Origin of the sequence: Klebsiella sp. 2680, from assembly GCF_900198535.1 — a bacterium.
GTDB lineage: Bacteria > Pseudomonadota > Gammaproteobacteria > Enterobacterales > Enterobacteriaceae > Klebsiella > Klebsiella indica.
On the sequence record NZ_FZNJ01000001.1, the window covers coordinates 1,337,510 to 1,363,481 of the forward strand.

Below are 25,972 nucleotides of genomic sequence, written 5' to 3' on the forward strand. Positions count from 1 at the left end.
CCCATCACTGTGTGCTCTGAAATTTACAGTGCCGCTTCGTCAGATTCGCCGGTACGAATGCGAATGACGCGCTGCAGCTCGGCGACAAAGATTTTGCCGTCGCCAATCTTTCCGGTGTAAGCCGCTTTGCTAATGACATCAATGACTTCATCAAGCTGATCGTCAGCAATCGCAACGTCAATCTTCACTTTAGGAAGAAAATTAACGCTGTATTCGGCACCGCGATAAAGCTCCGCGTGGCCTTTCTGACGGCCGAACCCTTTAACTTCAGTGACCGTGAGGCCCTGAATACCCATTGAAGATAATGCTTCACGCACGTCTTCCAGTTTGAATGGTTTGATTACCACGGTAACCAGTTTCATAAGTCCCCTCCAGTCAGAATTCGGTAATGGCCGCAGCTAACACGCAGGGAATAAAGCAAAGGCTATGCCAGAAATGAAAAAGGGCCGCTAAGCGGCCCTTGAATGCGGAGGAAAAAGAGTAACTCTGCTGAAACGAAGCGACAAAACGCCGCCACCAACTAAAATCGCACCATTTCAGTGCGCAATATGTGACATTCTTGCACCAGATTAAACCACAATGCAGAGGCTGCCTGCTTATAGTGCATCAGGCAATAAGCGACGCTTCCTGGGCGCTGGCCGCCAGCTCTTCGCCCGCTAATTGCAACTGATACATCTGCCAGTAACGGCCTTTAGCCGCCAGCAGTTGCTGATGGCTCCCGCGCTCTACGGCCTGACCGCGATGCAATACCAGAATCGTATCAGCCTCGACGATGGTCGATAAGCGGTGCGCAATCACCACCAGCGTCGTGTGCTCACGCACCCGCGCCAGCGCCTGCTGAATCGCTTGCTCGGTCCCGGAGTCAATATTGGCCGTCGCCTCATCAAGGATCAGCACCTGCGGCGTATCGACCAGCACGCGAGCCAGCGCCAGTAACTGCTTCTGACCGACAGAGAGGTTATTCCCCTGCTCGCCCAACTGCGTATAAAGCCCGCCATCCATTTCACGAGCCAGCCCTGCCAGTTGCACCGCTTCCAGCGCGTCCCAGACCTGAGCTTCGCTGATATCGCGGCCAAGCGTGACGTTAGCATAGAAGGTATCCGCCAGCACGACCGGATCCTGCTGCACCATCGCAATCCCCTGGCGTAGTGCACGGTGGCTTAATGAAGGAAGCGGACGACCATCGATACAAATCTCTCCCTGAGTTAACGGATAGTATCCCATCATCAGGCTCGCCAGAGTGCTTTTACCGCTACCGGTGTGGCCGACCAGCGCCACAAAACTGCGCGACGGGATAGTGAGATTGATGTCCTGCAACACCAGGCTATCGTCGCGATAGGCAAAAGAGAGATGTTCGATACTGATCTCTCCACTCCGCAACGGTTCGTTATCCTCGCCCCAGGCCTGGCGCGGTTTGTCCATCAGTTCGAAGACCCGCTCCCCCGCGACGACCGCCTGCTGCAGCATCGACTGCTGAGTTGTCAACTCAATAAGCGGCTCGTTCAGGCGCCCAAGATAGCTAATAAAGGCGTACAGCACCCCGACCTCAATCATTCCGCTGCGACTAAAAGCAAACAGCATCAACAAACCGCAGAGAATTAATGAAGAGAATAAACTCAGCAACGGACGCAACAGGAAGCCATCGAGGCGCAGCGTTTGCATACGCGCCAGATAGTGCGCGTAGCTGGCTTCACGCATCCGCTCGCCGAACCGCGCCTGCTGGCGGAACTGCTGAATAACCCCCATGCCGTTAATCACTTCATTAAAACCGTCGTTAATATCCGCCAGCCAACTGCGGACGCGTCTGACGATTGGCGTGCTGTAGCGCTGATAAATCATCATCACGCTCAGCACCGCGGGGAAGATGGCAATAGCCACCAGCGCCATCCGCCAGTCGAGGCTAAACATCGCCACCAGCATCGCGCCAATCAAAGCAGCGCTACGCAATACGGTAGCCACAACGGTGACGTACAGATCACGAATCACTTCCGTATCGTTAGTCACCCGTGAGATAAGCTGCCCGACCGGCTGGGTATCAAACTCACTAAGCGGCTGACGCAGCGCGGCATCCATCACGTCGCTCCGCAACTGCTGCACCACGCCGACCGCGGCCCGATTAAACAGCAGTGCCTGACAGTAATGCAAAATTGCAGCAAGCATTTGCAAGCCAATGTAGGCGGCGGCGAGGCCGCACACTAACTTCAGCGGCAACGCATGTTTCGCGACCATGTTATCAATAAAGTAACTAATCAACAGCGGACCGCTCACTTCCGCTATCGCCGCAACCCACATGATGATAACCGCGATCATTAACGGTTTGCGCCACGGAGAACCATAAGCCAGCAGGCGCTTTAACGTCGGCCAGAGTTCAGTAAAACTACGCACCAGCGACCTCCTCTGGTTCTTGTGGCACATCATCCAGCGCCGCTTCCAGCTGTTGATAACGGTACATCTCGCGATACCAGCCCGGCTGTGCGCTCAGAGCCTCATGGCGACCACGCTGGGCGACATGCCCATGCTGCATCACGAGGATCTCGCTGGCTTCCGTCAACGCCGACAGGCGATGGGCGCAGATGATCAGCGTCCGCCCCTCCCCCCACTGCGACAAATTATGCAAAATCTGGTGTTCCGTGCGGCCGTCCACCGCCGACAGCGCATCATCAAGAATCAGAATCTCCGCCTCCAGCAGTAGCGCGCGGGCAATGGAAATGCGCTGTTTCTGCCCGCCGGAAAGCATCACGCCGCGCTCACCGACTTCGGTGTTATATCCCTGCGGCAAACGCAGGATATCTTCATGCACGCAGGCAAGCCGCGCGACATGCTCAATTTGCGCCTGCGTCGCCTCCGGTTTGCCGAGCGCAATGTTTCTGGCGACAGTATCGGAAAACAAAAATGGCGTTTGGTTGACCACCGCCAGTCGGGCACGCCAGCTATCCAGTTGTAGCCGGGTCAGAGGAACATTGTGGAAGCGGATGTCACCTTCAGTCACGTCAAAATGACGCTGAAGCAATGCCAGTATAGTGCTCTTGCCGGAACCGGTCGGCCCGCAAATGCCCAGTCTCTGCCCGGGCTGCAGCGTAAAATTGACCTTTTCCAGAGCGGCACGATTGGCCTGTGGATAGATAAATTTATGAACAGCGAAGCTGAGTACACCCCGCCCTTCCGCCGCGGGTTCTCTGCCGTCGTTAACGACCGGCGCCTCTTCCAGCATGGTACGAATCCGCGCATAGGCCGCGCTGCCGCGCTCGACTATGTTAAACATCCACGCCAGCGCCAGCATTGGCCAAATCATCAGGCCGAGATACATCACAAAGCTGGTAAGCTGCCCAAGGGTCATGCTGCCCTGCAAAACCATCCAACTACCGCCGCCGATCGCCAGCAGGTTGGCAGTACCTATGGCGAGATAAATCGTGGGATCAAAGCGGGCGTCAATGCGCGCCACGCGCATATTTTTCGCCCCGGTATCCGCGGCATCGGCGGCAAACTGCGCCGATTGCCGGTCTTCAAGGCCAAAGGCTTTGATCATGCGAATACTGGTCAGGCTCTCCTGAGTACGATCGTTCAGGCTGGAAAATGCCGCCTGCGCCACGCGAAAGCGCTCATGTAACACCTCGCCATTGCGCTTGATCGCCAGCGCCATAATTGGCATCGGCAGCAGCGACAGCAAGGTTAACTGCCAGCTGATCTGCGTCGACATCACAATCAGCACCGCACAGCCCATGACCAGGGAATCCACCAGCGTCAACACCCCTTCGCCGGCAGCAAAAACCACCCGATCAACATCATTTGTTGCGCGGGCAATCAGATCGCCGGTACGGTGGCGCAGATAAAAAGCCGGATGCTGACGACTAAGCTGGCGATAGAAATCCTCGCGTAGCTCTATAGCCAGTTGATAAGAGGCGCCAAACAGCAGAACGCGCCAGACATAGCGCAGCAGATAGACCATCACCGCAATAACGATCAGCAGGACGATCCACATCCATACCTTTTCTGTGGTGTCGTGTTGTTTCGTGACGCCATCAACCACGATGCCCACCACTTTTGGCGGCACCAACTGGAGAATGGCAATGATAATCAGCAGAGTAACGGCTCCGAAATAACGGCGCCACTCCCGGCGAAAATACCAGCTAAGTTGAACAAATAATCGCAAGCGGTTAAATCCTGAATGTGTAATTCGTGGCGGCAGAAGCCGTTAATCAATAGGCAAGGCTGTGGTGTATTTTATCTGTTCCATCGCAAAACTCGAAGTGACATCCGAGAGCCCTGGCACGCTATTCACCAGACGTTTATAAAAATCATCGTAGCTCTTCATATCTGCCACCTGCACCCGCAGCAGATAGTCATACTCTCCCGCCATGCGCCAGAAGCCGAGAACCTCCGCCATCTGCTTGACCTCGCTGACAAAGCGGCAATACCAGTCGCTACTGTGATGCTGCGTCTTAATCAGCACAAAGGCCGTCAGCCCAAGCCCGACTTTTTCCGCATCCAGCAAGGCAACGCGCCCGCGAAGAATACCGTCGTCTTCCAGCCGCTTCAGACGCTTCCAGCAGGGCGTGGTGGTCAGATTAACGGCATCAGCCAGCGCCTGCAAAGAAAGGGTACAGTCATTTTGCAGCAGAGAAAGCAGCTTACGGTCTATTTTATCTAACATTGCGCACCTCGAGAGAAAAATTTACTCCGTTCATTGTAATTGAAAGGTTAAATGGCAACAATTTTTCCTTCTGTTTCCGCTAAGCTGGGCACAAAATGACAAACAGGAAATCAACATGAACAGCGCATGGGTAAAACACGCGATTAGCGAAATTAATGCCGATTATCAGCGTTCTGCCGACACGCATCTTATTCGTCTTGCGTTGCCGGCATTCCCCGGCATCCAGCTTTACCTGAAAGATGAAAGTACCCATCCGACCGGCAGTCTGAAGCATCGCCTGGCCCGCTCCCTGTTTCTCTATGGTTTGTGCAACGGCTGGATTAAAGAAGGAACGACAATTATCGAATCCTCTTCCGGTTCTACTGCTGTCTCTGAAGCATACTTCGCCCGTCTTTTAGGCCTGCCGTTTATCGCCGTTATGCCTTCCTGTACGGCGAGACGTAAAATTGAACAAATTGAGTTTTATGGTGGCCGCTGTCACTTTGTCGACAATGCCTGTGAAATCTATGCGGCTTCCGAAACGCTGGTACGCGAACTGAACGGTCATTATATGGATCAGTTTACCTTTGCCGAACGCGCTACCGACTGGCGTGGAAATAACAATATCGCCGACAGCATCTTCCGCCAGATGAGCCATGAACCTCACCCCCAGCCCTCCTGTATCGTCATGAGCGCAGGCACCGGCGGAACCTCGGCAACCATTGGCCGCTACATCCGCAGTCAGGGTTATGATACCCGGTTAATGGTGGTTGACCCGCAAAACTCGGTTTTTATGGACTACTGGCAGAGCCGCGATACCCGCCTCCGCAGCCCGGTCGGCAGCAAAATTGAGGGTATCGGCCGCCCACGCGTCGAACCTTCATTTATCCCCGATGTGGTCGATGAGATGCTTCGCGTGCCGGATGCCGCCAGCGTCGCCACCGCGCTGTGGCTGGAAACGCTGCTCGGACGTAAGGTCGGGGCATCAACCGGCACCAATATGTGGGGAGTGCTGCACCAGGCCGTTCGTATGCGTGAAGAGGGCAGTACCGGCTCAATTGTTACTCTGCTGTGTGATAGCGGCGAACGCTATCTGGAAAGCTACTACAACCCGCAGTGGGTCGCGGCCAATATTGGCGATGTCTCTCCGTGGCAGGCGCAAATCGCGGAAATGCTGCAGGTAAAATAGTGATCGTCTCCGTGCGGCAAAAGATTCCATCCGCACGCGCACGGTGGGTTTGATTCCACCTGCGCCGTGCTTCCTGGCTGCAACGTCGCGACAGAGCTGGTCGTCGCGTTCATCAGGCGCTACCATACGCCCATCATATTAACAGTCAGGAATTACCATGAAACGCGCCGTAGTTGTCTTCAGCGGAGGACAAGATTCGACGACCTGCCTGGTGCAGGCACTGCAACAGTATGACGAAGTGCATTGCGTCACTTTTGATTATGGCCAACGCCACCGCGCGGAGATTGACGTTGCCCGCGAGCTTGCGCTGAAACTGGGTGCGGTCGCTCACAAAGTGCTGGATGTCACCTTGCTTAATGAACTGGCCGTCAGCAGTCTGACGCGCGACAGCATTCCGGTACCGGACTACAAGCCGGACGCCAGCGGGATCCCCAACACCTTCGTACCCGGACGCAACATCCTGTTTTTAACGCTGACAGCAATTTATGCTTATCAGGTTAAAGCGGAAGCCATTATTACCGGCGTTTGCGAAACCGACTTTTCCGGCTACCCGGACTGCCGTGACGAGTTCGTGAAAGCGCTGCACCATGCGGTCAGCCTCGGAATGGCGAAAGATATTCGCTTTGAGACGCCGCTGATGTGGCTCAACAAAGCCGAGACCTGGGCATTAGCCGATTACTGGGGCCAGTTAGATCTGGTGCGCATCGAAACCCTGACCTGCTATAACGGCATTAAGGGAGACGGCTGTGGTCAATGCGCCGCCTGTAATCTGCGCGCCAACGGTCTGAACCATTATCTGGCGGATAAACCGGCAGTGATGGCGGCAATGAAGCACAAAACCGGGTTAAAGTGATCGTTTTGCCGGATGGCGGTACACGCACCTTATCCGGTCTGGCGACATTCACCCGGGTCAATGTCGCCCGTAGGCCTGATAAGCAAAGCGCCATCAGGCAACTTTCCATTACTTCACCATCTGCTCCAGTTTCTCGCGCAACTCACCTTCCAGCGGCAAGGCTTTCTGCGTTTTCAAATCAATACAGACAAAAGTAATCTGCGCGTCCACCACAACCTGCCCTTCCGGCTCAAGCGTAATGACCTGGCTTAAAATCCCGCTCTTCCCGTTTAACTGCTGCACCTGACTGGTGACGGTCAGCAGATCGCTCAGCACGGCAGGGCGACGGTAGTTAATATTAATATTCACCACCACAAAGGCGATGTTGTGCGCGCTCATCCACTGGAAGCCCGAGCTGTTTTCCAGCCCCTCCCAGCGCGCCTCTTCGAGAAATTCCAGATAGCGCGCATTATTCACGTGCTGATAAACATCCAGATGATAGCCACGAACTTTGATTTGTGTCTGCATAGCGTAAATGCCTTGTCTTTAATTGTTGTATTGAGGTCAGAGGTCACACCACCTATGTGACCTCTTCAGTCTGGCAAATATTTACCACTGTGCAAACATACGCTGAAAAATTACAGCTTCAGGTGTGACAGATTTCTCTCCACCAGCGCGTTGCCCATACCAGGTACCTGTTTTAAATCATCCACGGTTTTAAATGGCCCATATTCTTCCCGGTAACTCACGATGGCCTGTGCCTTCTTCAGGCCAACGCCATTCAAAGCCCGCGACAGCTCTTCAGCGCTGGCACTATTAATACTGACCCGGTTCCCTTCCCGGTTGGTCGCGCTTAACGCCTCAGAAGCCTTCACCGGTGGCGACGGTACACTTTCTTTCGTTATTGACGGTGCCTTGCCAGCGGAAGGTGCCGCCTGTGCTATCTGGCTTCCCGCCGCACAAACCAGTACGGCAGCGGCAATAAGGGTTTTAACTCCTCGTTTCATGCTGTTATCTCCTTGTTTGTAGACAGCAGAGCCACGATATCGACGAGGGGAAAAGAGTACAAAAGGCAAAAAACAGAAATGGAAAAGGCCGCGAAAGCGGCCTTTGAGAATTACATCACGTTACTGGCTTTTACCAAGCAGACACGCAATTATTGTTGCTGATTGATGATGTCACCGAACTTAATTTTCGCGGCTTTACGCAGGTTACTCATCAACGCTTCGAAAGCGATCTGCGCATTATTCTGAGTGATCCCCTGAATCATCGTTTTTTTCTGCTCTTCGGGCATCGTACCCGCTTTCACGTCGTCCAGCGCCAACAGAACCACGTTACCCTGCATATCAGTGCCGACACCATAGCTCGGTTTGCCCGACTGCGGCAGCGGCAGTGCAAAGACAGACTGGCTCAGGACGTCCTGACCGGTGCGTGACAGCGTCTGCGGCGCGCCAAAGGCCAGACCTGCGGCTTTCATCGCGTCGTCGCCTTTGCCCGCTTTCAGGGCCGTCAGCAGCTTATCAGCATCCAGCTTCGCCTGCTGCTCCGCCTTATTGTGCTTAACGATATCGCTTACCTGTGATTTGACGTCCGCCAGCGGTTTTACCGCTTCCGGTTTATGTTCGCTGATGCGCAGAACAAACGCACGGTCACCGTCAACGGTGATGATATCGGAGTTGCTGCCGGGCGCACCATTTTCACCAACCAGACCACCGTTGAAGATAGCGTCAGCAACCGGTTTGAAATTCAGCGCCGACGGCAGGTTATCACGACCAAACCAGCCGGTTTCAACAACTTTCAGGCCTGCAACCTGGGCGGCACTTGCCAGAGATTCGTTATCGTTGCTCGCCGCATCGCTGACTTTCTGCTGCAACGCATAGTAGGCGTCCAGCGCTTTTTCCTGTTTCACCTTCGCCGCGATCTCAGTACGAACCTCAGACAGCGGTTTAACTTTCGCCGCCTGAACGTCATCAAGACGCGCCACCAGGAAGCCAACCGAAGATTTAATGACGCCGGAGATCTGACCTTTTTCTTTCAGACCTGCGTTTTTCAGCTCAGGTACGGTTGCCGCATCGTCCAGCCACCCCATATCACCGCCGTTACGCGCAGAGATAATGTCGGTTGATTTTTCTTTCGCTAAAGTGGCAAAGTCAGCGCCTTTTTTCAGCGCATCAAGCACCGCCTGCGCATCCGCTTCGGTTTTGGTCTGGATGACGCTATAGCGGTTACGCTGCGGCTGAGTGAACTGATCCTGATGCTGGTCATACCATGCCTGAATTTCTTCGTCCGAAACGTTTTCCTGCATGTTCGCGGCATCCATCTCGATGTAACTCACGCGGAACTGCTCAGGCGCCATAAAATGCGCCTGATTCTGCTGGTAATATGCGTTGATTTCATCGTCAGTGGCAGTTTGTTTCGCTGCCAGCGCATTTACGTCGATAGTCGCTTCACGCACCACGCGCTGTTGTGAAACCAGCGCCACCAGTTGGTCAGACTCTCCCGGCAGCATAAAGTCGGTACCGGCAACAGCGTTAATCAGTTGCTGAGTCGTCAACTGATTGCGCAGGGCCTGCGCATACTGGTCCGTGGTCATCCCCATCTGATTAACGATACCGCTAAAGCGCTCGTTATCAAATTTACCGTTCGACTGAAAAGCCTGGGTCTGAAAGATAGCCTGCTTAACCTGCTCGTCACTGATGCTAAGGCCAAGTTTACGGGCATACTGGTCGAGCAGCGCCTCGTCAATCAGACGGTTCAGCACCTGTTGACGCATCGCTTTCATGTAATTTTCATTACCCGCCAGCTCCGAGAAGCGATCGCCAAGCTGCTGCTGCATACGATTACGCTCGCTGGCGACGGCATTTTCAAATTGGGTTCGACCAATTTCCTGGCCGTTCACTTTCGCGGCATAGTTGTTACTACCGCCAATCAGGTAACCACTCACCCCAGTCAAAATGAACGAGACGATAATGATACCGAAAATAATCTTAAGCACGACGCTATTGGCGGCCGTGCGTAGGTTGTCCATCATGGTGTAACAACGCTCCGCTGTAGATGACTTTTGCTCGCGCAGCATAGCATGCGATAGCCGCCGCGCGTGAGGACGTATTTTGACAAGAAAACGGGGTGATTGTCAGCCCACAACTGCGTATAAACTCACATAAAGTCGCATTCTGGCAAATAAAAAAGGCACATCTCGCGATGCGCCCTTGTACTTCGTCACAGACCCCAATGGGGAAATCGATCAGTTTACCGCGTCTTTCAGCGCTTTACCGGCACGGAAACCCGGTACTTTAGCGGCTGCAATAGTGATTTCTTTACCTGTTTGCGGATTGCGACCGGTACGGGCAGCGCGTTCTTTAACAGCAAAAGTACCAAACCCTACCAGCGCAACGTCATCCCCAGCCTGCAGAGATTCAGTAACAGAAGCGATTAAAGCATCTAACGCACGTCCAGCTGCGGCTTTAGAAATGTCCGCGCCGGCAGCAATTTTGTCAATCAGTTGAGATTTATTCACTGTTCTCTTCCTCTCTTTATAATTTATATCGCACCAGAATCCTTCGTGATGCGACCGCGCAGCAGTTATATCAGGACTGTCATGCCCTTACAACAGAGTTGTAATTGACCCCCCTGCCAGCAATCTAAGTTAGCGAGACAAAAAAAGGCTGGCAAGTACGAATTTACTTACCAGCCCTATTTTTCTTAGCGCTCTTTGCGCAAAATCACTATTTAACCGTGACAGCTTCCATACCAAACGGCGCGTTCTGCAACGCAAGTGTCAGAACTTCCTCGATTCGTTTCACCGGATGGATATCTAAATCGGCAATAACGTTTTCCGGAATTTCTTCAAGGTCACGCTTATTTTCATCAGGAATCAGAACAGTCTTAATGCCACCGCGATGTGCGGCAAGCAGTTTTTCCTTCAGACCACCAATAGGCAATACCTGGCCACGCAGGGTAATTTCCCCGGTCATTGCCACATCAGCGCGCACCGGATTGCCGGTCAGACAAGAAACCAGCGCGGTGCACATTGCAATACCGGCGCTTGGACCATCTTTCGGCGTCGCCCCTTCCGGTACGTGAACGTGAATATCACGTTTTTCGTAAAAGTCTGAGTTAATTCCCAGCTTGTCCGCCCGTGAACGCACCACGGTCAGCGCGGCCTGAATCGACTCCTGCATAACCTCGCCCAGTGAACCGGTATAAGTCAGCTTACCTTTACCCGGAACGCAGGCGGTTTCAATGGTCAGCAGATCGCCCCCCACTTCCGTCCATGCCAGGCCAGTGACCTGACCCACGCGGTTTTCGCTATCCGCGCGCCCATAGTCATAGCGCTGTACGCCGAGGTAGTCATGCAGATTGTCACCGTTAATCTCGATGTGTTTCAGCGACTTATCCAGCAGCAGCTGTTTCACCGCTTTGCGGCACAGTTTCGAAATTTCGCGTTCCAGACCACGCACGCCCGCTTCTCGGGTGTAGTAACGAATGATGCTGATAATCGCGCTATCGTCCACCGTCAGTTCACCTTTCTTCAGCGCATTACGCTCAATCTGTTTCGACAGCAGGTGACGTTTAGCGATGTTCAGCTTTTCATCCTCGGTGTAGCCGGAGAGACGAATCACTTCCATACGGTCCAGCAGCGGCGCCGGGATGTTCATGGAGTTGGACGTCGCCACAAACATCACATCGCTGAGATCGTAATCCACTTCCAGATAGTGATCGTTAAAGGCCACGTTCTGTTCCGGATCCAAAACTTCCAGTAGCGCCGAGGCCGGATCGCCGCGCATATCCGACGACATTTTGTCGATCTCATCAAGCAGAAACAGCGGGTTTTTAACCCCCACTTTCGCCATTTTCTGGATCAGTTTGCCCGGCATCGAACCAATATAGGTCCGACGGTGACCGCGGATTTCCGCCTCATCGCGCACGCCGCCCAGCGCCATACGCACATACTTACGCCCGGTTGCTTTGGCGATGGACTGGCCCAGAGAGGTTTTACCCACGCCCGGAGGCCCTACCAGGCACAGAATCGGCCCTTTGAGCTTGTTAACACGACTCTGCACTGCGAGGTATTCAAGGATGCGATCTTTCACACGTTCCAGACCGTAATGGTCAGTATCAAGGATCTCCTGAGCCTGGCGCAGATCTTTTTTCACTTTACTGCGGGCATTCCACGGTACCTGAACCATCCAGTCGATGTAACCGCGAACGACGGTTGCTTCCGCCGACATCGGAGACATCATTTTCAGTTTTTGCAGTTCCGCTTCGGTTTTCTCTTTGGCCTCTTTCGGCATTTTTGCCGCATCGATCTTACGCTTCAGCGCTTCGTTCTCATCCGGCGCGTCATCCATCTCGCCGAGTTCTTTTTGAATGGCTTTCATTTGCTCATTCAGATAGTACTCGCGCTGAGATTTTTCCATCTGCTTTTTCACACGGTTGCGAATGCGCTTCTCAACCTGTAGCAGATCGATTTCTGATTCCATCATCGCCATCAGATATTCCAGACGCTCATTAACGTCGGACATTTCCAGAACGGACTGTTTGTCCGCCAGCTTCAGCGGCATATGTGCAGCGATGGTATCGGCCAGGCGTGCCGGATCGTCAATGCTATTCAGTGAGGTCAGCACTTCCGGCGGAATTTTTTTGTTCAGCTTGATGTAGCCTTCAAACTGGCTGATAGCAGTACGAACCAGCACTTCTTGCTCGCGTTCGTCAATCGTCGGCGATTCAAGATATTCCGCTTTGGCGGAAAAATGTTCGCCATTATCAGACAGCGCTGAAATACGCGCACGCTGCAAGCCTTCCACCAGCACTTTAACAGTACCGTCCGGCAGCTTCAGCATTTGCAAAATAGAGGCCACGGTCCCGACGGTGAAAAGATCGTTTACACCCGGCTCATCCGTCGACGCTTCTTTCTGCGCAACCAGCATGATTTTTTTATCATGGTCCATGGCCGCTTCGAGACAACGGATAGATTTTTCCCGCCCAACAAACAGGGGTATGACCATGTGCGGATAAACCACCACATCGCGCAACGGCAATACGGGGATTTCAATGCGTTCAGAACGCTCAGGATTCATAGAGCTCTCTCTTAGTTTAAAGTCCGCCAGGTAGACGACGACGCAATTCCATCACGCGCCGCCGTTAATATGTAAGCAGTATATGGGGATGTATTCCATACATTCAACGGCGGGAATGCAGGAAAAATAAAAGGGGAGATAAAATCCCCCCTTTTTGTTAACTGCTTGAGCGAACTGGCTAATTATTCACCAGAAGCCTGCTGTGCTTCCGGTTTGCCGTAAATCAGCAGCGGCTTGCTTTGTCCATCAATAACCGAAGCGTCGATGACCACTTTTTCGACATCTTCCATTGACGGCAGATCGTACATGGTATCAAGCAGCGCGGCTTCAACAATAGAACGCAGGCCACGTGCGCCGGTTTTACGCGCCATTGCTTTCTTAGCGATAGCGTCCAGCGCTTCGTCACGGAACTCCAGCTCGACCCCTTCCAGATTAAACAACGCCTGATACTGCTTGGTCAGCGCGTTTTTCGGCTCTTTGAGGATCTGAATCAACGCGTCTTCGCTCAGTTCGTTCAGGGTTGCCACCACCGGCAGACGACCAATAAACTCAGGAATCAAACCAAATTTGATCAGATCCTCCGGCTCAACCTGTGACAGCAGTTCGCCCTCGCTGGCTTTATCGGACTTAGCCTTAACCGTCGCGCCGAAACCAATACCAGAACCGGTTTCGACACGGTGGGAAATGACCTTATCCAGACCGGCAAACGCGCCGCCGCAGATAAACAGGATCTTAGAGGTGTCAACCTGCAGGAACTCCTGCTGCGGATGCTTGCGGCCCCCCTGCGGCGGAACCGCGGCCACGGTGCCTTCAATAAGCTTCAACAACGCCTGCTGGACGCCTTCGCCAGAAACATCGCGGGTGATCGACGGGTTATCCGATTTACGGGAAATTTTGTCAATCTCATCAATATAGACGATACCGCGCTGGGCTTTCTGTACGTCGTAATCACACTTCTGCAGCAGCTTCTGGATGATGTTTTCGACATCCTCACCCACATAACCCGCTTCGGTCAGCGTAGTCGCATCAGCCATGGTGAACGGAACATCCAGCAGACGCGCCAGCGTTTCCGCCAGTAACGTTTTACCGGAGCCGGTCGGCCCGATCAGCAAAATGTTGCTTTTGCCCAGTTCAACACCGTTGCTGGTATCACCGTTACGCAGGCGTTTATAGTGGTTATATACCGCCACTGCCAGCACTTTTTTCGCCGGTTCCTGACCGATAACGTAATCGTCCAGATGATGGCGAATTTCGTGCGGAGTCGGCAATGCGCTGCGCTCACGATGCGGCGCAACTTCTTTAATCTCTTCGCGAATGATGTCGTTACATAAATCAACACATTCGTCGCAGATATACACGGATGGCCCGGCGATTAGCTTACGCACTTCATGCTGGCTCTTGCCGCAAAAAGAGCAGTACAACAGTTTGCCCGAACCATCTTTGCGTTTATCTGTCATGAGTCCAAACCCCTTATTAAGTTCTTTGTGCCGCACACAACGACGCAAATGCCATTCTCAGGCGCAAACCGCGATAAGCGTTGTGCCGCCCTCCTTCAAACAAGTATAGCGGCCCCCTTGCGCCAGGGCATCAATTACGATGAGTCAAAATGGAGTCGACGAGGCCGTATTCCACTGATTCGGAGGCAGACAGGAAACGATCGCGCTCGGTATCACGCTCGATCTGCTCCAGAGATTGACCCGTATGGTGCGCCATCAGTTCATTCATGCGGCCTTTCACCTTCAGGATCTCACGGGCGTGGATTTCGATATCCGTCGCCTGACCCTGATAGCCGCCCAGCGGCTGATGAATCATCACGCGGGAGTTGGGCAGGCAGAAACGCTTACCTTTCGCCCCGGCCGTCAGCAGGAACGCCCCCATAGACGCCGCCTGGCCCATACAAATGGTGCTCACGTCAGGCTTAATGAATTGCATGGTGTCGTAGATTGACATCCCTGCGGTAATCACGCCGCCAGGAGAGTTAATGTACAGATAGATATCTTTTTCCGGGTTCTCCGCTTCCAGAAACAGCATCTGCGCCACGATCAGGTTCGCCATATGGTCTTCGACCTGGCCGGTCAGGAAAATGACGCGCTCCTTAAGCAGACGGGAGTAAATATCAAATGAACGTTCGCCGCGTGAGGTCTGTTCAATGACCATCGGCACCAGGGCCATATGGGGTGCAAAGTTATCTCGTTCGCCACTGTATGACATTTTCCGTCTCCTGGATTAATTTGAAAAAAACCGCTGCACTGATTGTAACCTTACGGACGGATTATCAGCCAGAATTTCTGCTGTCGGGCAGAAGTGCATAGATGCACGCTTCATTACGGCGCATGATTATGCCAATGCAGTTACCTTCCCCGGTTATGGGGATGGCGTTACCATAATTCAAGCATAACAATCTTTTGCTGTAACGCTATCACTGAAATTGCCTTTTCTCGCGCTTCCAGAGGCGATCATTGCCGTAAAAAAACCCGCGGCCTTTCGGCAACGGGTTTTGCTCAGACCTTAAACCTTGAGGCGAAATTACGCCTGCTGGTTCATCAGTTCGCTGAAAGAAGTCGCTTTTTCAGACACGTTAGCTTTCGCCAGCACGGCTTCAACAGCCTGCTCTTCCAGCGCGACATTGCGCATGTTGTCCATCAGCTCTTTGTTCTTGCTGTAGTACTCAACAACTTCTGTCGGATCTTCGTAAGCGGAAGCCATCTCTTCGATCAGACCTTTAACGCGCTCTTCGTCAGCTTTCAGCTCGTGAGTACGAATCACTTCGCCCAGCAGCAGACCAACAACAACGCGGCGTTTAGCCTGCTCTTCGAACAGCTCACGCGGCAGTTCCAGCGCTTGTTTCTCATTACCACCGAAACGCTGAGCAGCCTGACGACGCAGAACGTCGATTTCGCTATCGATCAGCGCCGCCGGAACGTCGATGTCGTTAGCTTTTACCAGACCATCAATAGCCTGGGACTTAACGCGGTTACGCACGGCGCCTTTCAGCTCGCGTTCCATGTTTTTACGCACTTCAGCGCGCAGACCCGCCACGGAACCATCTTCAACGCCGAAACGTTTGATGAATTCTTCGGTCAGTTCAGGCAGTTCGCGTTCTTCCACCTTCTTCAGGTTGATAACGAACTTCGCCGCTTTACCTTTCAGGTTTTCAGCGTGGTACTCTTCCGGGAAGGTCACGTCGATAGTGAACTCTTCGCCCGCTTTGTGACCTTTAATACCGTCTTCAAAGCCTGGGATCATACGCCCCTGGCCCATTGCCAGTACGAAGTCAGACGCTTTGCCGCCTTCGAACTCTTCGCCGTCTACAGAACCGGAGAAATCGATGGTGACCCGGTCTTCCGCGTCAACTTCGCCTTCTTTATCTTTCCAGTTAGCCTGCTGTTTGCGCAGAGTATCCAGCATGGTGTCAACGTCAGCGTCGGTGACTTCAACCAGCGGTTTTTCAACTTCGATCGCTTCCAGACCCTGCAGTTCAACTTCCGGATAAACCTCGAACTCTACCGCGTAGGTAAAATCTTCCCCCAGCTTGTATTCGCCCGGAACATAGTTCGGCGCACCGGCCGGATTAATTTTTTCTTTAATGATCGCGTCAACGAAGTGACGGCTCATCAGGTCACCCAGCACGTCCTGGCGAACAGATGCGCCATAACGCTGAGCAACAATATTCATTGGCACTTTGCCTTTACGGAAGCCATCAATGCGAACTTTTTTCGCTACGTTGACCAGCTCGCTTTTGACAGCATTCTCGATGCTGTCAGCGGCGATAGTAATCGTTACACGGCGCCCTAGGCCCTGAGTGGTTTCAACTGAAACTTGCATCTTGTTACCTCAAAAAAATCACAGTGCTCGGTCAACTCTGGAATCGCGAGAAAGTTGCCTCGCAGAACCGGGATGCCTTCTTCAAATGAGAAACACATTCCCTGTCGTCAGAATCATCCCGAAGACATTCATAATAAAAGACGCGGCATTATAGCGGCATCACTTTGGTGAGTCGAGAACGGTTGTCACCCACTGCTGCGGCTTTTTTCACATTTCCCGCGCAAATTTGCCGGTAAAAATGCGCAATCAGCACATTTTCCAGGCAAAACAAAACGGCCCGCAGGCCGTTTTTGATAAATCTTCACGCAACATACTGGAAAAGCGCCAGCGGATGCAAATGTGATTTCTACGCGATGCTTCCGGCACCCCGACAAGGCGGAGAAGCAAAGACGGTATCCTGCAGTCCTTCCCACTCTTTTATTGTGTAAGTATGCAGCGCCAGGGCGTGCACGGTGCTTGATAGTTCCTCCGTCAACGTCCCATAAATCATACGGTGACGATTAAGAAAACGCTCGCCGAGGAAGCGCTCACTCACCAGCACCACTTTAAAATGACTTTCAGAGCCCGCAGGAACGTTGTGGCGATAGCTCTCATCCACGACTTCAAGATACATCGGGTCGAACGCTGCCCTAAGTTTTGCTTCGATCTGTTCACGTATCATCATGAATTTTCTCCTCCGACAACGCTGTATTGCCGCCATTCCCTTTAAATGTTAGCCGCTTTTACCGCTTCCATTAGGCGAAAACAACAAAAAATTAGCATTTCTCTGATATTTTCCGTCAAACGTATTGGGTTTACTGATTCTGCATCCCGGAAGACCTGCCTGGATCGCGATAATCACTGCGCCAGGGACAGAAAATGCACAAGACGATGAATTTACATACGTTGCTACTTCCCCTTGCCGTTGGCGATGTTATGATGGCGAGAATTTTCCTCAATTACCCCAAATAGTTCGTGCGGCAGGAAGGCAGCAAGAAAGCGCCCGGGAGCTTACTGAAGTCAGTGACCGGGAAAGTAAACGAAGCTAACCGCGCTGTCGCCTGAAGTATGGCGGGTATGACCACTTCATGCGTTGAGACCCTGAACATGTTTAAGAAAATTATTTTTCCTTTGGTCGCGCTGTTTATGCTGGCTGGATGCGCCACTCCACCGACCACCATTGATGTTTCGCCGAAAATCACCCTGCCCCAGCAGGACCCAAGCCTGATGGGCGTGACCGTGAGCATTAACGGCGCCGATCAGCGGCCGGATCAGGCGCTGGCAAAAGTCACTCGCAATGATCAACTGGTTACGTTAACCGCCTCCCGCGATCTGCGTTTCCTGCTACAGGAAGTGCTTGAGAAACAGATGACCGCTCGCGGCTATATGATTGGCCCGAACGGCGCGGTTGACCTGCAGATTATCGTCAACAAACTGTACGCCGATGTTTCTCAGGGCAACTTGCGCTACAACATCGCCACCACAGCCGATATTGCGATTATCGCCACCGCCGCAAACGGTAACAAAATGACCAAAAATTATCGTGCAAACTACTCTGTTGATGGCGCATTCCAGGCCACTAACCAGAATATCGCCAATGCGGTTAATAGCGTCCTGACCGACACCATCGCCGATATGGCGCAGGACACCAGCATTCACGATTTCATCAAGCAAAACGCGCATTAATGAATCACAGACCTGGCCTCTGGCCAGGTCTGTGCGATACGCCATGTCCAATCACTACTTACGTATTTTCACGCAACCCAAATCGGCCATTTTGCTGATCCTCGGTTTCGCGTCCGGCTTACCGCTGGCCCTGACGTCAGGCACGCTGCAGGCATGGATGACCGTGGAAAATATCGATCTGAAAACGATTGGTTTTTTTTCGCTCGTCGGCCAGGCCTACGTCTTTAAGTTCCTCTGGTCGCCGCTGATGGATCGCTATACGCCGCCGTTTTGTGGTCGTCGTCGCGGCTGGCTGTTAGCCACCCAGTTCCTGCTGCTTATCGCGATTGCCGGAATGGGATTCCTCGAACCTGCCTCGCAATTACGCTGGATGGCCGCGCTGGCGGTCATCATCGCTTTCTGCTCCGCTTCTCAGGATATCGTCTTCGATGCGTGGAAAACCGATGTGCTGACAGCCGAAGAGCGCGGCGCCGGCGCGGCAATCAGCGTGCTGGGCTATCGCCTGGGCATGCTGGTTTCCGGCGGACTGGCCCTGTGGCTGGCGGACCGCTGGCTCGGCTGGCAGGGAATGTACTGGCTGATGGCCGCGCTGCTAATCCCCTGCATTATCGCCACCCTGCTGGCCCCGGAACCCAGCGACGTCATTCCGGTACCGAAGACGCTGGAGCAGGCCGTTGCCGCACCGTTGCGCGACTTTTTTGGCCGCAATAACGCCTGGCTCATTCTCTTGCTTATCGTCCTTTATAAGCTTGGCGACGCGTTTGCCATGAGTCTGACCACCACATTCCTGATTCGCGGCGTCGGTTTCGATGCGGGCGAAGTAGGAATGGTGAATAAAACGCTGGGCCTGTTCGCTACGATTGTCGGCGCGCTTTATGGCGGCGTGCTCATGCAGCGCCTGACGCTGTTCCGCGCGCTGTTCATTTTTGGTCTGTTGCAGGGAGTATCCAACGCCGGTTATTGGCTACTGTCGATTACCGATAAGCATCTCATCTCCATGGCAACGGCTGTCTTTTTCGAAAACCTGTGCGGCGGGATGGGCACCGCGGCATTTGTCGCGCTGCTGATGACCCTATGCAATAAATCCTTTTCCGCCACTCAGTTTGCGCTGCTCTCCGCCCTTTCCGCTGTCGGGCGCGTTTACGTTGGCCCAATCGCCGGTTGGTTTGTTGAAGCCTACGGTTGGCCGACCTTCTATCTCTTCTCTGTGATTGCCGCCGTTCCGGGGATTTTGCTGCTGTTAATTTGTCGACGCACGCTGGAGTACACCCAGAAAACTGAAAATTTTATCCCCCGCACCCGCTTTCCCCAGACTTATACGCTGGCTTTACTTATCCTGGCAGTGGGCTGCCTGATGCTGGCGATATGGTTGCTGCTGCTGGTACTGAACGCGCTGAACTACACCGCCTTCGACTTCCTTGCAGGCCTGCTGGAAATCGCCGTACTCACCGCCGTTGGCGGTATTTTACTCGGCGCGCTCCTCGACTATCTGGCACTACGCAGAACGGAACTGATTTAAACCATTGCCCGGGCGTGAATAGACGTTGTAATTACGAAACGTAATTATAACGTCTTATTAACGTTTCAATATTTATCAGCCGTTATTTGTTGTTTTGTGCGCTTTCTATTTCTGGAAATTATTGACAATTTTTATTCGAATCTTTAAATAATTTAAGCGATTCAGCACAAATAATTGTATTTTGCGATTTTATTATGTCTCATGCTTGATAATTAATTGTTAATTATTTGTATTGTTTTTCCCGCAGTTATACTCATTACCTTATAAACCTTTTCTTTCTTATCCCTGTCGTTATCAATCCCGCGGAAATCAAGGTTTGCAAGTTATTATGTCACACTTAGTAACACATGTGACAAACCAGGCAAAAGTAGCTAACACAGTACAGACACTGCTCCAACGATGTTTACAGTAATGCAACCTTCCCGTAAAATGCCCGCACACTTTAAGCGCCACCAGATTCCGTGGAATTGAGGTCGTTCAATGAGACTTAGGAAATACAATAAAAGTTTGGGATGGATGTCATTAATCGCAGGTACTGTATTACTCAGTGGCTGCGATTCTGCACTCCTTGACCCAAAAGGACAGATTGGACTGGAGCAACGCTCTCTGATTCTGACGGCCTTTGGCCTGATGCTGATTGTCGTTATTCCAGCCGTCTTGATGGCAGTAGGATTTGCCTGGAAGTACCGTGCGAGCAATAAAGATGCGAAGTATAGCCCTAACTGGTCACACTCCAACAAAGTTGAAGCGGTGGTCTGGACAGTGCCTATTCTGATCATCCTGTTCCTGGCCGTTCTGACCTGGAAAACCACTCACGCATTAGAGCCGAGCAAACCGCTTGCTAACGATGAAAAACCGATCACCATCGAAGTCGTTTCGATGGACTGGAAATGGTTCTTCATCTATCCGGAGCAAGGTATTGCTACCGTCAACGAAATCGCCTTCCCGGCGAACGTACCGGTACACTTCAAAGTGACCTCCAACTCCGTGATGAACTCGTTCTTTATCCCACGTTTAGGCAGCCAGATTTACGCAATGGCCGGGATGCAGACTCAACTGCACCTCATTGCGAACGAACCTGGTACTTACGACGGCATCTCCGCCAGCTATAGCGGCCCGGGCTTCTCTGGAATGAAGTTCAAAGCTATCGCTACGCCGGATCGTGCAACCTTCGATCAGTGGGTAGCGAAAGCCAAACAGTCTGCGAATGTCATGGATTCCATGGATGCGTTCGACAAACTGGCTGCGCCTAGCGAATACAACAAAGTGGAATACTTCTCTGACGTGAAACCGGATTTGTTTAAAGACGTTATTAACAAATTTATGTCTCACGGTAAGAGCATGGATATGTCCCAACCGGAAGGCGAGCACGCAGCGCATGAAGGGATGGAAGACATGGACATGAGCCACGCGGAAACCGCTCACTAAGGGGCCGAGGAAGAAAACGATGTTCGGAAAACTTACACTGGATGCAGTCCCCTACCATGAACCGATTATTATGGTTACGGTGGCTGCGATTATCATCGGGGGACTGGCGGTTCTCGCTGCCATCACTTACTTCGGTAAGTGGTCCTACCTTTGGAAAGAGTGGCTGACTTCGGTTGACCACAAACGGCTCGGTATCATGTACGTTATCGTCGCAATCGTCATGTTGCTGCGTGGCTTTGCCGATGCCATTATGATGCGTAGCCAGCAGGTGCTGGCCTCGGCCGGAGAAGCTGGCTTCCTGCCGCCTCACCACTACGATCAGATCTTTACCGCCCACGGCGTTATTATGATCTTCTTCGTCGCGATGCCGTTTGTTATCGGCCTGATGAACCTGGTGGTTCCACTGCAGCTCGGCGCGCGCGATGTTGCTTTCCCATTCCTTAACAACCTGAGCTTCTGGTTCACCGTTGTGGGCGTGATTCTGGTTAACCTTTCTCTGGGCGTTGGTGAATTCGCGCAGACCGGTTGGCTGGCCTATCCGCCGCTATCGGGAATCGAGTACAGTCCGGGCGTTGGCGTCGATTACTGGATCTGGGCTATCCAGCTATCCGGTATTGGTACCACGTTAACCGGTATTAACTTCTTTGTGACAATCATCAAGATGCGTGCCCCTGGCATGACGATGTTCAAGATGCCGGTATTTAGCTGGGCATCTCTGTGCGCCAACATCCTGATTATCGCCTCCTTCCCCATTCTGACCGTCACCGTCGCGCTGCTGACCCTGGACCGCTACCTGGGCACCCATTTCTTTACCAACGATATGGGTGGCAACATGATGATGTACATCAACCTGATTTGGGCCTGGGGTCACCCGGAAGTGTACATTCTGGTTCTGCCGGTATTCGGCGTCTTCTCCGAAATCGCGGCGACCTTCTCGCGTAAACGCCTGTTTGGCTATACCTCGCTGGTATGGGCAACAGTATGTATTACCGTGCTGTCGTTTATCGTTTGGCTGCACCACTTCTTTACTATGGGTGCGGGCGCGAACGTCAACGCCTTCTTCGGTATCACCACCATGATTATCGCGATCCCGACCGGGGTTAAGATCTTCAACTGGCTATTCACCATGTACCAGGGCCGCATCGTCTTCAACTCTGCAATGATGTGGACGATTGGCTTTATTGTGACCTTCTCGGTCGGTGGTATGACCGGCGTTCTGCTGGCGGTACCGGGCGCCGACTTCGTGCTGCACAACAGCCTGTTCCTGATCGCGCACTTCCATAACGTCATCATCGGCGGCGTGGTGTTCGGTTGCTTCGCGGGTCTGACCTACTGGTGGCCGAAAGCCTTTGGCTTCACGCTGAACGAGACCTGGGGCAAACGCGCTTTCTGGTTCTGGATTATCGGCTTCTTCGTGGCGTTTATGCCGCTGTATGTGCTGGGCTTTATGGGTATGACCCGTCGCCTGAGCCAGCAGATTGACCCGCAGTTCCACCCGATGCTGGTTGTTGCAGCCTGCGGCGCGGCGCTGATCGCTTGCGGTATCCTTTGCCAGTTGATTCAGTTCTACGTCTCTATCCGCGATCGCGAGCAGAACCGCGATCTGACCGGCGACCCATGGGGCGGCCGTACGCTGGAGTGGGCGACCTCTTCTCCTCCGCCGTTCTACAACTTCGCTATCGTTCCTCAGGTTCACGAGCGTGACGCCTTCTGGGAAATGAAAGAAAAAGGCGAAGCCTATAAAAAACCGGCAGGCTATGAAGAGATTCATATGCCGAAAAACAGCGGCGCGGGCATCGTTATTGCGGCTTTCGCAACGGTGTTTGGTTTCGCAATGATCTGGCACATCTGGTGGATGGCGATTGCAAGCTTCGCCGGAATCCTGGTGACCTGGATTATCAAGAGCTTTGACGAGGACGTGGATTACTACGTACCGGTTGCAGTAGTCGAAAAACTGGAAAATCAGCATTTCGATGAGATTAACAAAGCAGGGCTGAAATAATGGCAACTGATACTCTTGCGCATAATGCCCACGCGCATGAACACGGGCACCATGATACAGGACCGATGAAAGTCTTCGGCTTCTGGATCTACCTGATGAGCGACTGCATTATCTTCGCCTCTCTGTTCGCAACCTATGCCGTTCTGGTGAACGGCACAGCGGGCGGTCCGAGCGGTAAAGATATTTTCGAACTGCCGTTCGTTCTGGTTGAAACCGCACTGCTGCTGTTCAGCTCCATCACCTACGGCATGGCTGCGATTGCCATGTACAAAAACAACAAAAGCCAGGTGGTTTCCTGGCTGGCGCTGACCTTCCTCTTCGGGGCAGGGTTCATCGCGATGGAACTCTATGAATTCCATCACCTGATTGTTGAAGGTATGGGACCGAATCGTAGCGGCTTCCTGTCAGCGTTCTTCGCACTGGTCGGCACCCACGGTCTGCACGTAACCTCCGGTCTGATCTGGATGGCCGTATTGATGGTACAAGTTTCACGCCGTGGCCTGACCAGCACTAACCGCACCCGTATCATGTGCCTGAGCCTGTTCTGGCACTTCCTGGACGTCGTGTGGATCTGCGTGTTCTCGGTTGTTTATCTGATGGGGGCGATGTAATGAGTCATTCTACCGATCATAATGGCGCTTCTCACGGTAGCGTGAAGAGCTACATGACAGGCTTTATCCTGTCGATCATTCTGACGGTTATCCCGTTTGCAATGGTTATGAGTGGCTCCGCATCGCATGCGGCTATTCTGGGAACCATTCTGGTGACTGCGGTTGTGCAGATTATCGTGCACCTGGTGTACTTCCTGCATATGAACAGTAAATCAGACGAAGGTTGGAACCTGACCGCGTTTATCTTCACCGTAATCATCATTGCTATCGTAGTTGTCGGCTCCATCTGGATTATGTGGAACCTGAACTACAATATGATGATGCACTAAGAGCGGCGAGTATGTTTAAGCAATACCTGCAAGTAACGAAACCAGGCATCATTTTTGGCAACCTGATCTCCGTGATCGGCGGTTTCCTGCTGGCCTCCAAAGGGCACATCGACTATCCGCTGTTCATCTGGACGCTCCTCGGAGTATCCCTGGTGGTCGCCTCGGGTTGTGTTTTCAACAACTACATCGACCGTGATATCGATCGTAAGATGGAACGGACGAAAAACCGGGTGCTGGTCAAAGGGCTGATCTCGCCAGAAGCTTCGCTGGTATACGCCACCCTGCTGGGTATTGCTGGCTTCATGCTCCTGTGGTTTGGTGCCAATCCCCTGGCCTGCGGGCTTGGGGTGATGGGGTTCGTGGTTTATGTTGGTCTTTACAGCCTGTACATGAAACGCCACTCCGTCTACGGCACGCTGATTGGTTCTCTCTCTGGCGCTGCGCCGCCAGTGATTGGCTACTGCGCGGTGACCGGCGACTTTGACAGCGGCGCCGCCATTCTGCTGGCGATTTTCAGCCTGTGGCAAATGCCCCACTCCTACGCCATCGCGATTTTCCGCTTTAAGGATTATCAGGCGGCGAATATTCCGGTTCTGCCGGTGGTGAAGGGTATTTCAGTGGCCAAAAACCATATCACCCTCTACATCATCGGCTTCGCCGTCGCGACGCTGATGCTCTCTCTGGGCGGCTACGCCGGATATAAATATCTGGTGGTTGCGGCCGCAGTGAGCGTCTGGTGGCTCGGTATGGCGCTGCGTGGTTACAAAGTGGCGGACGATAAAGTCTGGGCGCGCAAACTGTTCGTCTTTTCTATCGTCGCCATTACCGCGCTGTCGGTAATGATGTCCGTCGATTTTATGGTGCCGGATTCACATAATTTGCTGGCTATGGTCAGATAAAACCGCACTCAGCAATCGCTCAGCAGCCTCCGCTCGCAAGACCGGAGGCTGTTTTTTTATAAAAACGACAGCATAACCAGATAGCGCCGCAGTGAATGTCTGCTCAGCGTCGTAAACAATGCTGCGCGGAGCGGTATACAGGACCGCGTCATCGCCTGCAATATTGCGCCTGATCCGCTCTCTCTTCTCTCCAGGACTACCCCGTCAGCATCGCCTGAGCGCTATAAAGCAAATCGAGATGATCGCGACACAATGCCTCAAGCGAGGTTCTTGATTGATGACTGGTTAAGCTCAGCGCGCCCCAGTAAATCCCGTCTCTGTCCGATAGCGGCACGGCCAGCACCAGCATGCCTATTTCAAACTCCTGCTCAATCGCCGCATATCCCTGGCGGCGAACCTGAGCGATTTTTTCCATTAGCGCGGCAACGTCAGTGACCGTATAGGGCGTGCGCTTTTCACGCCGAATCCGCTGCAGAACGGCTTCACACTCGGCTTCCGGTAGCGAGGCCAGCCAGAGTCGCCCCCCGGCCGTACAGTAAATCGGCACCCGCTCGCCCAGTCGCACTGATGTTGAGTTAAACGGCGTATGTTTACTACGAGCAATATAAACCAGCTCATCATCATCAATCATACCGACCGAAGCATGCTCTTCCGTGCGGCTGGCGATGTACTCCACGATTGGCCGCACCATGCGCGGAAACTGTGCCGAATCAACATACGCCTGCCCCAGGCGTAACGCTTTTGGCGTCAGCCAGTAATAGCGGCCATCAGTCTGCAAATAACGTTCATGCAGCAATGTAAGGAAAAACCGCCGTGCGGCGCTTTGCGTCAGCCCGCTCATTTTCGCCGCCTGCGGTACGGTAAGCCGCGGGAACGTTTTAGAGAAGAGCTGGATCAACGCCAGCCCCTTTTGTAAGCCGACGATCAGATCGCGGGAATGAATCTGGTTTTGCATAGTTGTTC

At 53.0% G+C, this 25,972-nt stretch carries 23 protein-coding genes; 9 read left to right on the forward strand and 14 right to left on the reverse strand.

Annotation, left to right across the window (positions count from 1 at the left end):
- Positions 1-23 precede the first annotated feature (23 nt).
- From glnK to FN037_RS06370, 4 genes are all read right to left on the reverse strand, one after another.
- Positions 24-362, reverse strand: a complete 339-nt coding sequence (gene glnK, locus FN037_RS06350; protein ID WP_008503304.1) for a P-II family nitrogen regulator — start codon at positions 360-362, stop codon at positions 24-26.
- 244 nt (positions 363-606) lie between these two features.
- On the reverse strand, positions 607-2,385 hold the full coding sequence (locus FN037_RS06360; RefSeq protein WP_142501761.1) for a SmdB family multidrug efflux ABC transporter permease/ATP-binding protein: 1,779 nt from the start codon (positions 2,383-2,385) through the stop codon (positions 607-609).
- A complete protein-coding gene (locus FN037_RS06365; RefSeq protein WP_142501762.1) occupies positions 2,378-4,150 on the reverse strand; it encodes a SmdA family multidrug ABC transporter permease/ATP-binding protein in 1,773 nt (590 codons plus the stop codon). Before FN037_RS06365 ends, FN037_RS06360 begins: the two co-directional genes overlap by 8 nt.
- 42 nt (positions 4,151-4,192) lie before the next feature.
- Positions 4,193-4,651: an Lrp/AsnC family transcriptional regulator gene (locus FN037_RS06370; RefSeq protein ID WP_138358073.1), complete on the reverse strand. Its 459-nt coding sequence runs from the start codon at positions 4,649-4,651 to the stop codon at positions 4,193-4,195.
- Between the two features lie 115 nt (positions 4,652-4,766).
- Between FN037_RS06370 and FN037_RS06375 the strand changes: the two genes are divergently transcribed.
- Together FN037_RS06375 and queC are read left to right on the forward strand one after the other, a co-directional pair.
- Positions 4,767-5,819 carry a PLP-dependent cysteine synthase family protein gene (locus FN037_RS06375; protein ID WP_138358075.1) on the forward strand — a complete coding sequence of 351 codons (1,053 nt, stop codon included), beginning with the start codon at positions 4,767-4,769 and terminating at the stop codon, positions 5,817-5,819.
- A gap of 157 nt (positions 5,820-5,976) precedes the next feature.
- Positions 5,977-6,672 (forward strand): 7-cyano-7-deazaguanine synthase QueC, encoded by a 696-nt coding sequence (gene queC, locus FN037_RS06380; RefSeq protein ID WP_142501763.1) that lies wholly within the window; start codon positions 5,977-5,979, stop codon positions 6,670-6,672.
- Between the two features lie 108 nt (positions 6,673-6,780).
- On the opposite strand, the gene FN037_RS06385 is transcribed toward queC, so the two are convergent.
- The 9 genes from FN037_RS06385 to bolA all read right to left on the reverse strand — a co-directional run bounded on the left by FN037_RS06385 (position 6,781) and on the right by bolA (position 17,220).
- The gene (locus tag FN037_RS06385; RefSeq protein ID WP_142501764.1) at positions 6,781-7,179 is read right to left on the reverse strand and encodes a YbgC/FadM family acyl-CoA thioesterase; all 399 of its coding nucleotides are present in this window, start codon (positions 7,177-7,179) and stop codon (positions 6,781-6,783) included.
- Positions 7,180-7,289: 110 nt separating this feature from the next.
- Positions 7,290-7,658: a helix-hairpin-helix domain-containing protein gene (locus tag FN037_RS06390; RefSeq protein ID WP_138358081.1), complete on the reverse strand. Its 369-nt coding sequence runs from the start codon at positions 7,656-7,658 to the stop codon at positions 7,290-7,292.
- A gap of 149 nt (positions 7,659-7,807) precedes the next feature.
- Complete coding sequence (gene ppiD / locus FN037_RS06395; RefSeq protein ID WP_142501765.1) at positions 7,808-9,682, reverse strand: peptidylprolyl isomerase; 1,875 nt, start codon at positions 9,680-9,682, stop codon at positions 7,808-7,810.
- Positions 9,683-9,895: 213 nt separating this feature from the next.
- Positions 9,896-10,168, reverse strand: a complete 273-nt coding sequence (gene hupB, locus FN037_RS06400; RefSeq protein ID WP_002444653.1) for a nucleoid-associated protein HU-beta — start codon at positions 10,166-10,168, stop codon at positions 9,896-9,898.
- A gap of 208 nt (positions 10,169-10,376) precedes the next feature.
- Positions 10,377-12,731 carry an endopeptidase La gene (gene lon / locus FN037_RS06405; protein WP_138358085.1) on the reverse strand — a complete coding sequence of 785 codons (2,355 nt, stop codon included), beginning with the start codon at positions 12,729-12,731 and terminating at the stop codon, positions 10,377-10,379.
- Between the two features lie 182 nt (positions 12,732-12,913).
- Positions 12,914-14,188: an ATP-dependent protease ATP-binding subunit ClpX gene (gene clpX / locus FN037_RS06410; RefSeq protein WP_138358087.1), complete on the reverse strand. Its 1,275-nt coding sequence runs from the start codon at positions 14,186-14,188 to the stop codon at positions 12,914-12,916.
- Positions 14,189-14,318: 130 nt separating this feature from the next.
- Positions 14,319-14,942, reverse strand: a complete 624-nt coding sequence (gene clpP, locus FN037_RS06415; protein ID WP_138358089.1) for an ATP-dependent Clp endopeptidase proteolytic subunit ClpP — start codon at positions 14,940-14,942, stop codon at positions 14,319-14,321.
- 315 nt (positions 14,943-15,257) lie between these two features.
- Entirely contained in the window at positions 15,258-16,556 is a 1,299-nt protein-coding gene (gene tig / locus FN037_RS06420; RefSeq protein ID WP_142501766.1) for a trigger factor, read from the reverse strand.
- Between the two features lie 346 nt (positions 16,557-16,902).
- A complete protein-coding gene (gene bolA, locus FN037_RS06430) occupies positions 16,903-17,220 on the reverse strand; it encodes a transcriptional regulator BolA (RefSeq protein WP_138358093.1) in 318 nt (105 codons plus the stop codon).
- 422 nt (positions 17,221-17,642) lie between these two features.
- Between bolA and FN037_RS06440 the strand changes: the two genes are divergently transcribed.
- The 7 genes from FN037_RS06440 (at position 17,643) to cyoE (ending at position 25,009) form a co-directional block, all read left to right on the forward strand.
- Positions 17,643-18,221: a lipoprotein gene (locus tag FN037_RS06440; RefSeq protein WP_138358095.1), complete on the forward strand. Its 579-nt coding sequence runs from the start codon at positions 17,643-17,645 to the stop codon at positions 18,219-18,221.
- A gap of 43 nt (positions 18,222-18,264) precedes the next feature.
- Positions 18,265-19,740, forward strand: a complete 1,476-nt coding sequence (gene ampG / locus FN037_RS06445) for a muropeptide MFS transporter AmpG (RefSeq protein ID WP_142501767.1) — start codon at positions 18,265-18,267, stop codon at positions 19,738-19,740.
- 480 nt (positions 19,741-20,220) lie between these two features.
- Positions 20,221-21,168: a cytochrome o ubiquinol oxidase subunit II gene (cyoA, locus tag FN037_RS06450; RefSeq protein WP_138358099.1), complete on the forward strand. Its 948-nt coding sequence runs from the start codon at positions 20,221-20,223 to the stop codon at positions 21,166-21,168.
- 19 nt (positions 21,169-21,187) lie between these two features.
- Positions 21,188-23,170, forward strand: coding sequence for a cytochrome o ubiquinol oxidase subunit I (gene cyoB / locus FN037_RS06455; RefSeq protein ID WP_138358101.1), 1,983 nt, complete (start codon positions 21,188-21,190; stop codon positions 23,168-23,170).
- On the forward strand, positions 23,170-23,781 hold the full coding sequence (locus FN037_RS06460) for a cytochrome o ubiquinol oxidase subunit III (RefSeq protein ID WP_138358103.1): 612 nt from the start codon (positions 23,170-23,172) through the stop codon (positions 23,779-23,781). The genes cyoB and FN037_RS06460 overlap by 1 nt, the downstream gene beginning before the upstream one ends.
- Positions 23,781-24,110, forward strand: a complete 330-nt coding sequence (locus tag FN037_RS06465) for a cytochrome o ubiquinol oxidase subunit IV (protein WP_138358105.1) — start codon at positions 23,781-23,783, stop codon at positions 24,108-24,110. Before FN037_RS06460 ends, FN037_RS06465 begins: the two co-directional genes overlap by 1 nt.
- A gap of 11 nt (positions 24,111-24,121) precedes the next feature.
- Positions 24,122-25,009 (forward strand): heme o synthase, encoded by an 888-nt coding sequence (gene cyoE / locus FN037_RS06470; protein ID WP_138358107.1) that lies wholly within the window; start codon positions 24,122-24,124, stop codon positions 25,007-25,009.
- Between the two features lie 196 nt (positions 25,010-25,205).
- Here cyoE and FN037_RS06475 read toward each other — a convergent pair whose 3' ends face one another.
- A complete protein-coding gene (locus FN037_RS06475; RefSeq protein WP_138358109.1) occupies positions 25,206-25,964 on the reverse strand; it encodes an IclR family transcriptional regulator C-terminal domain-containing protein in 759 nt (252 codons plus the stop codon).
- Between the last annotated feature and the right edge of the window lie 8 nt (positions 25,965-25,972).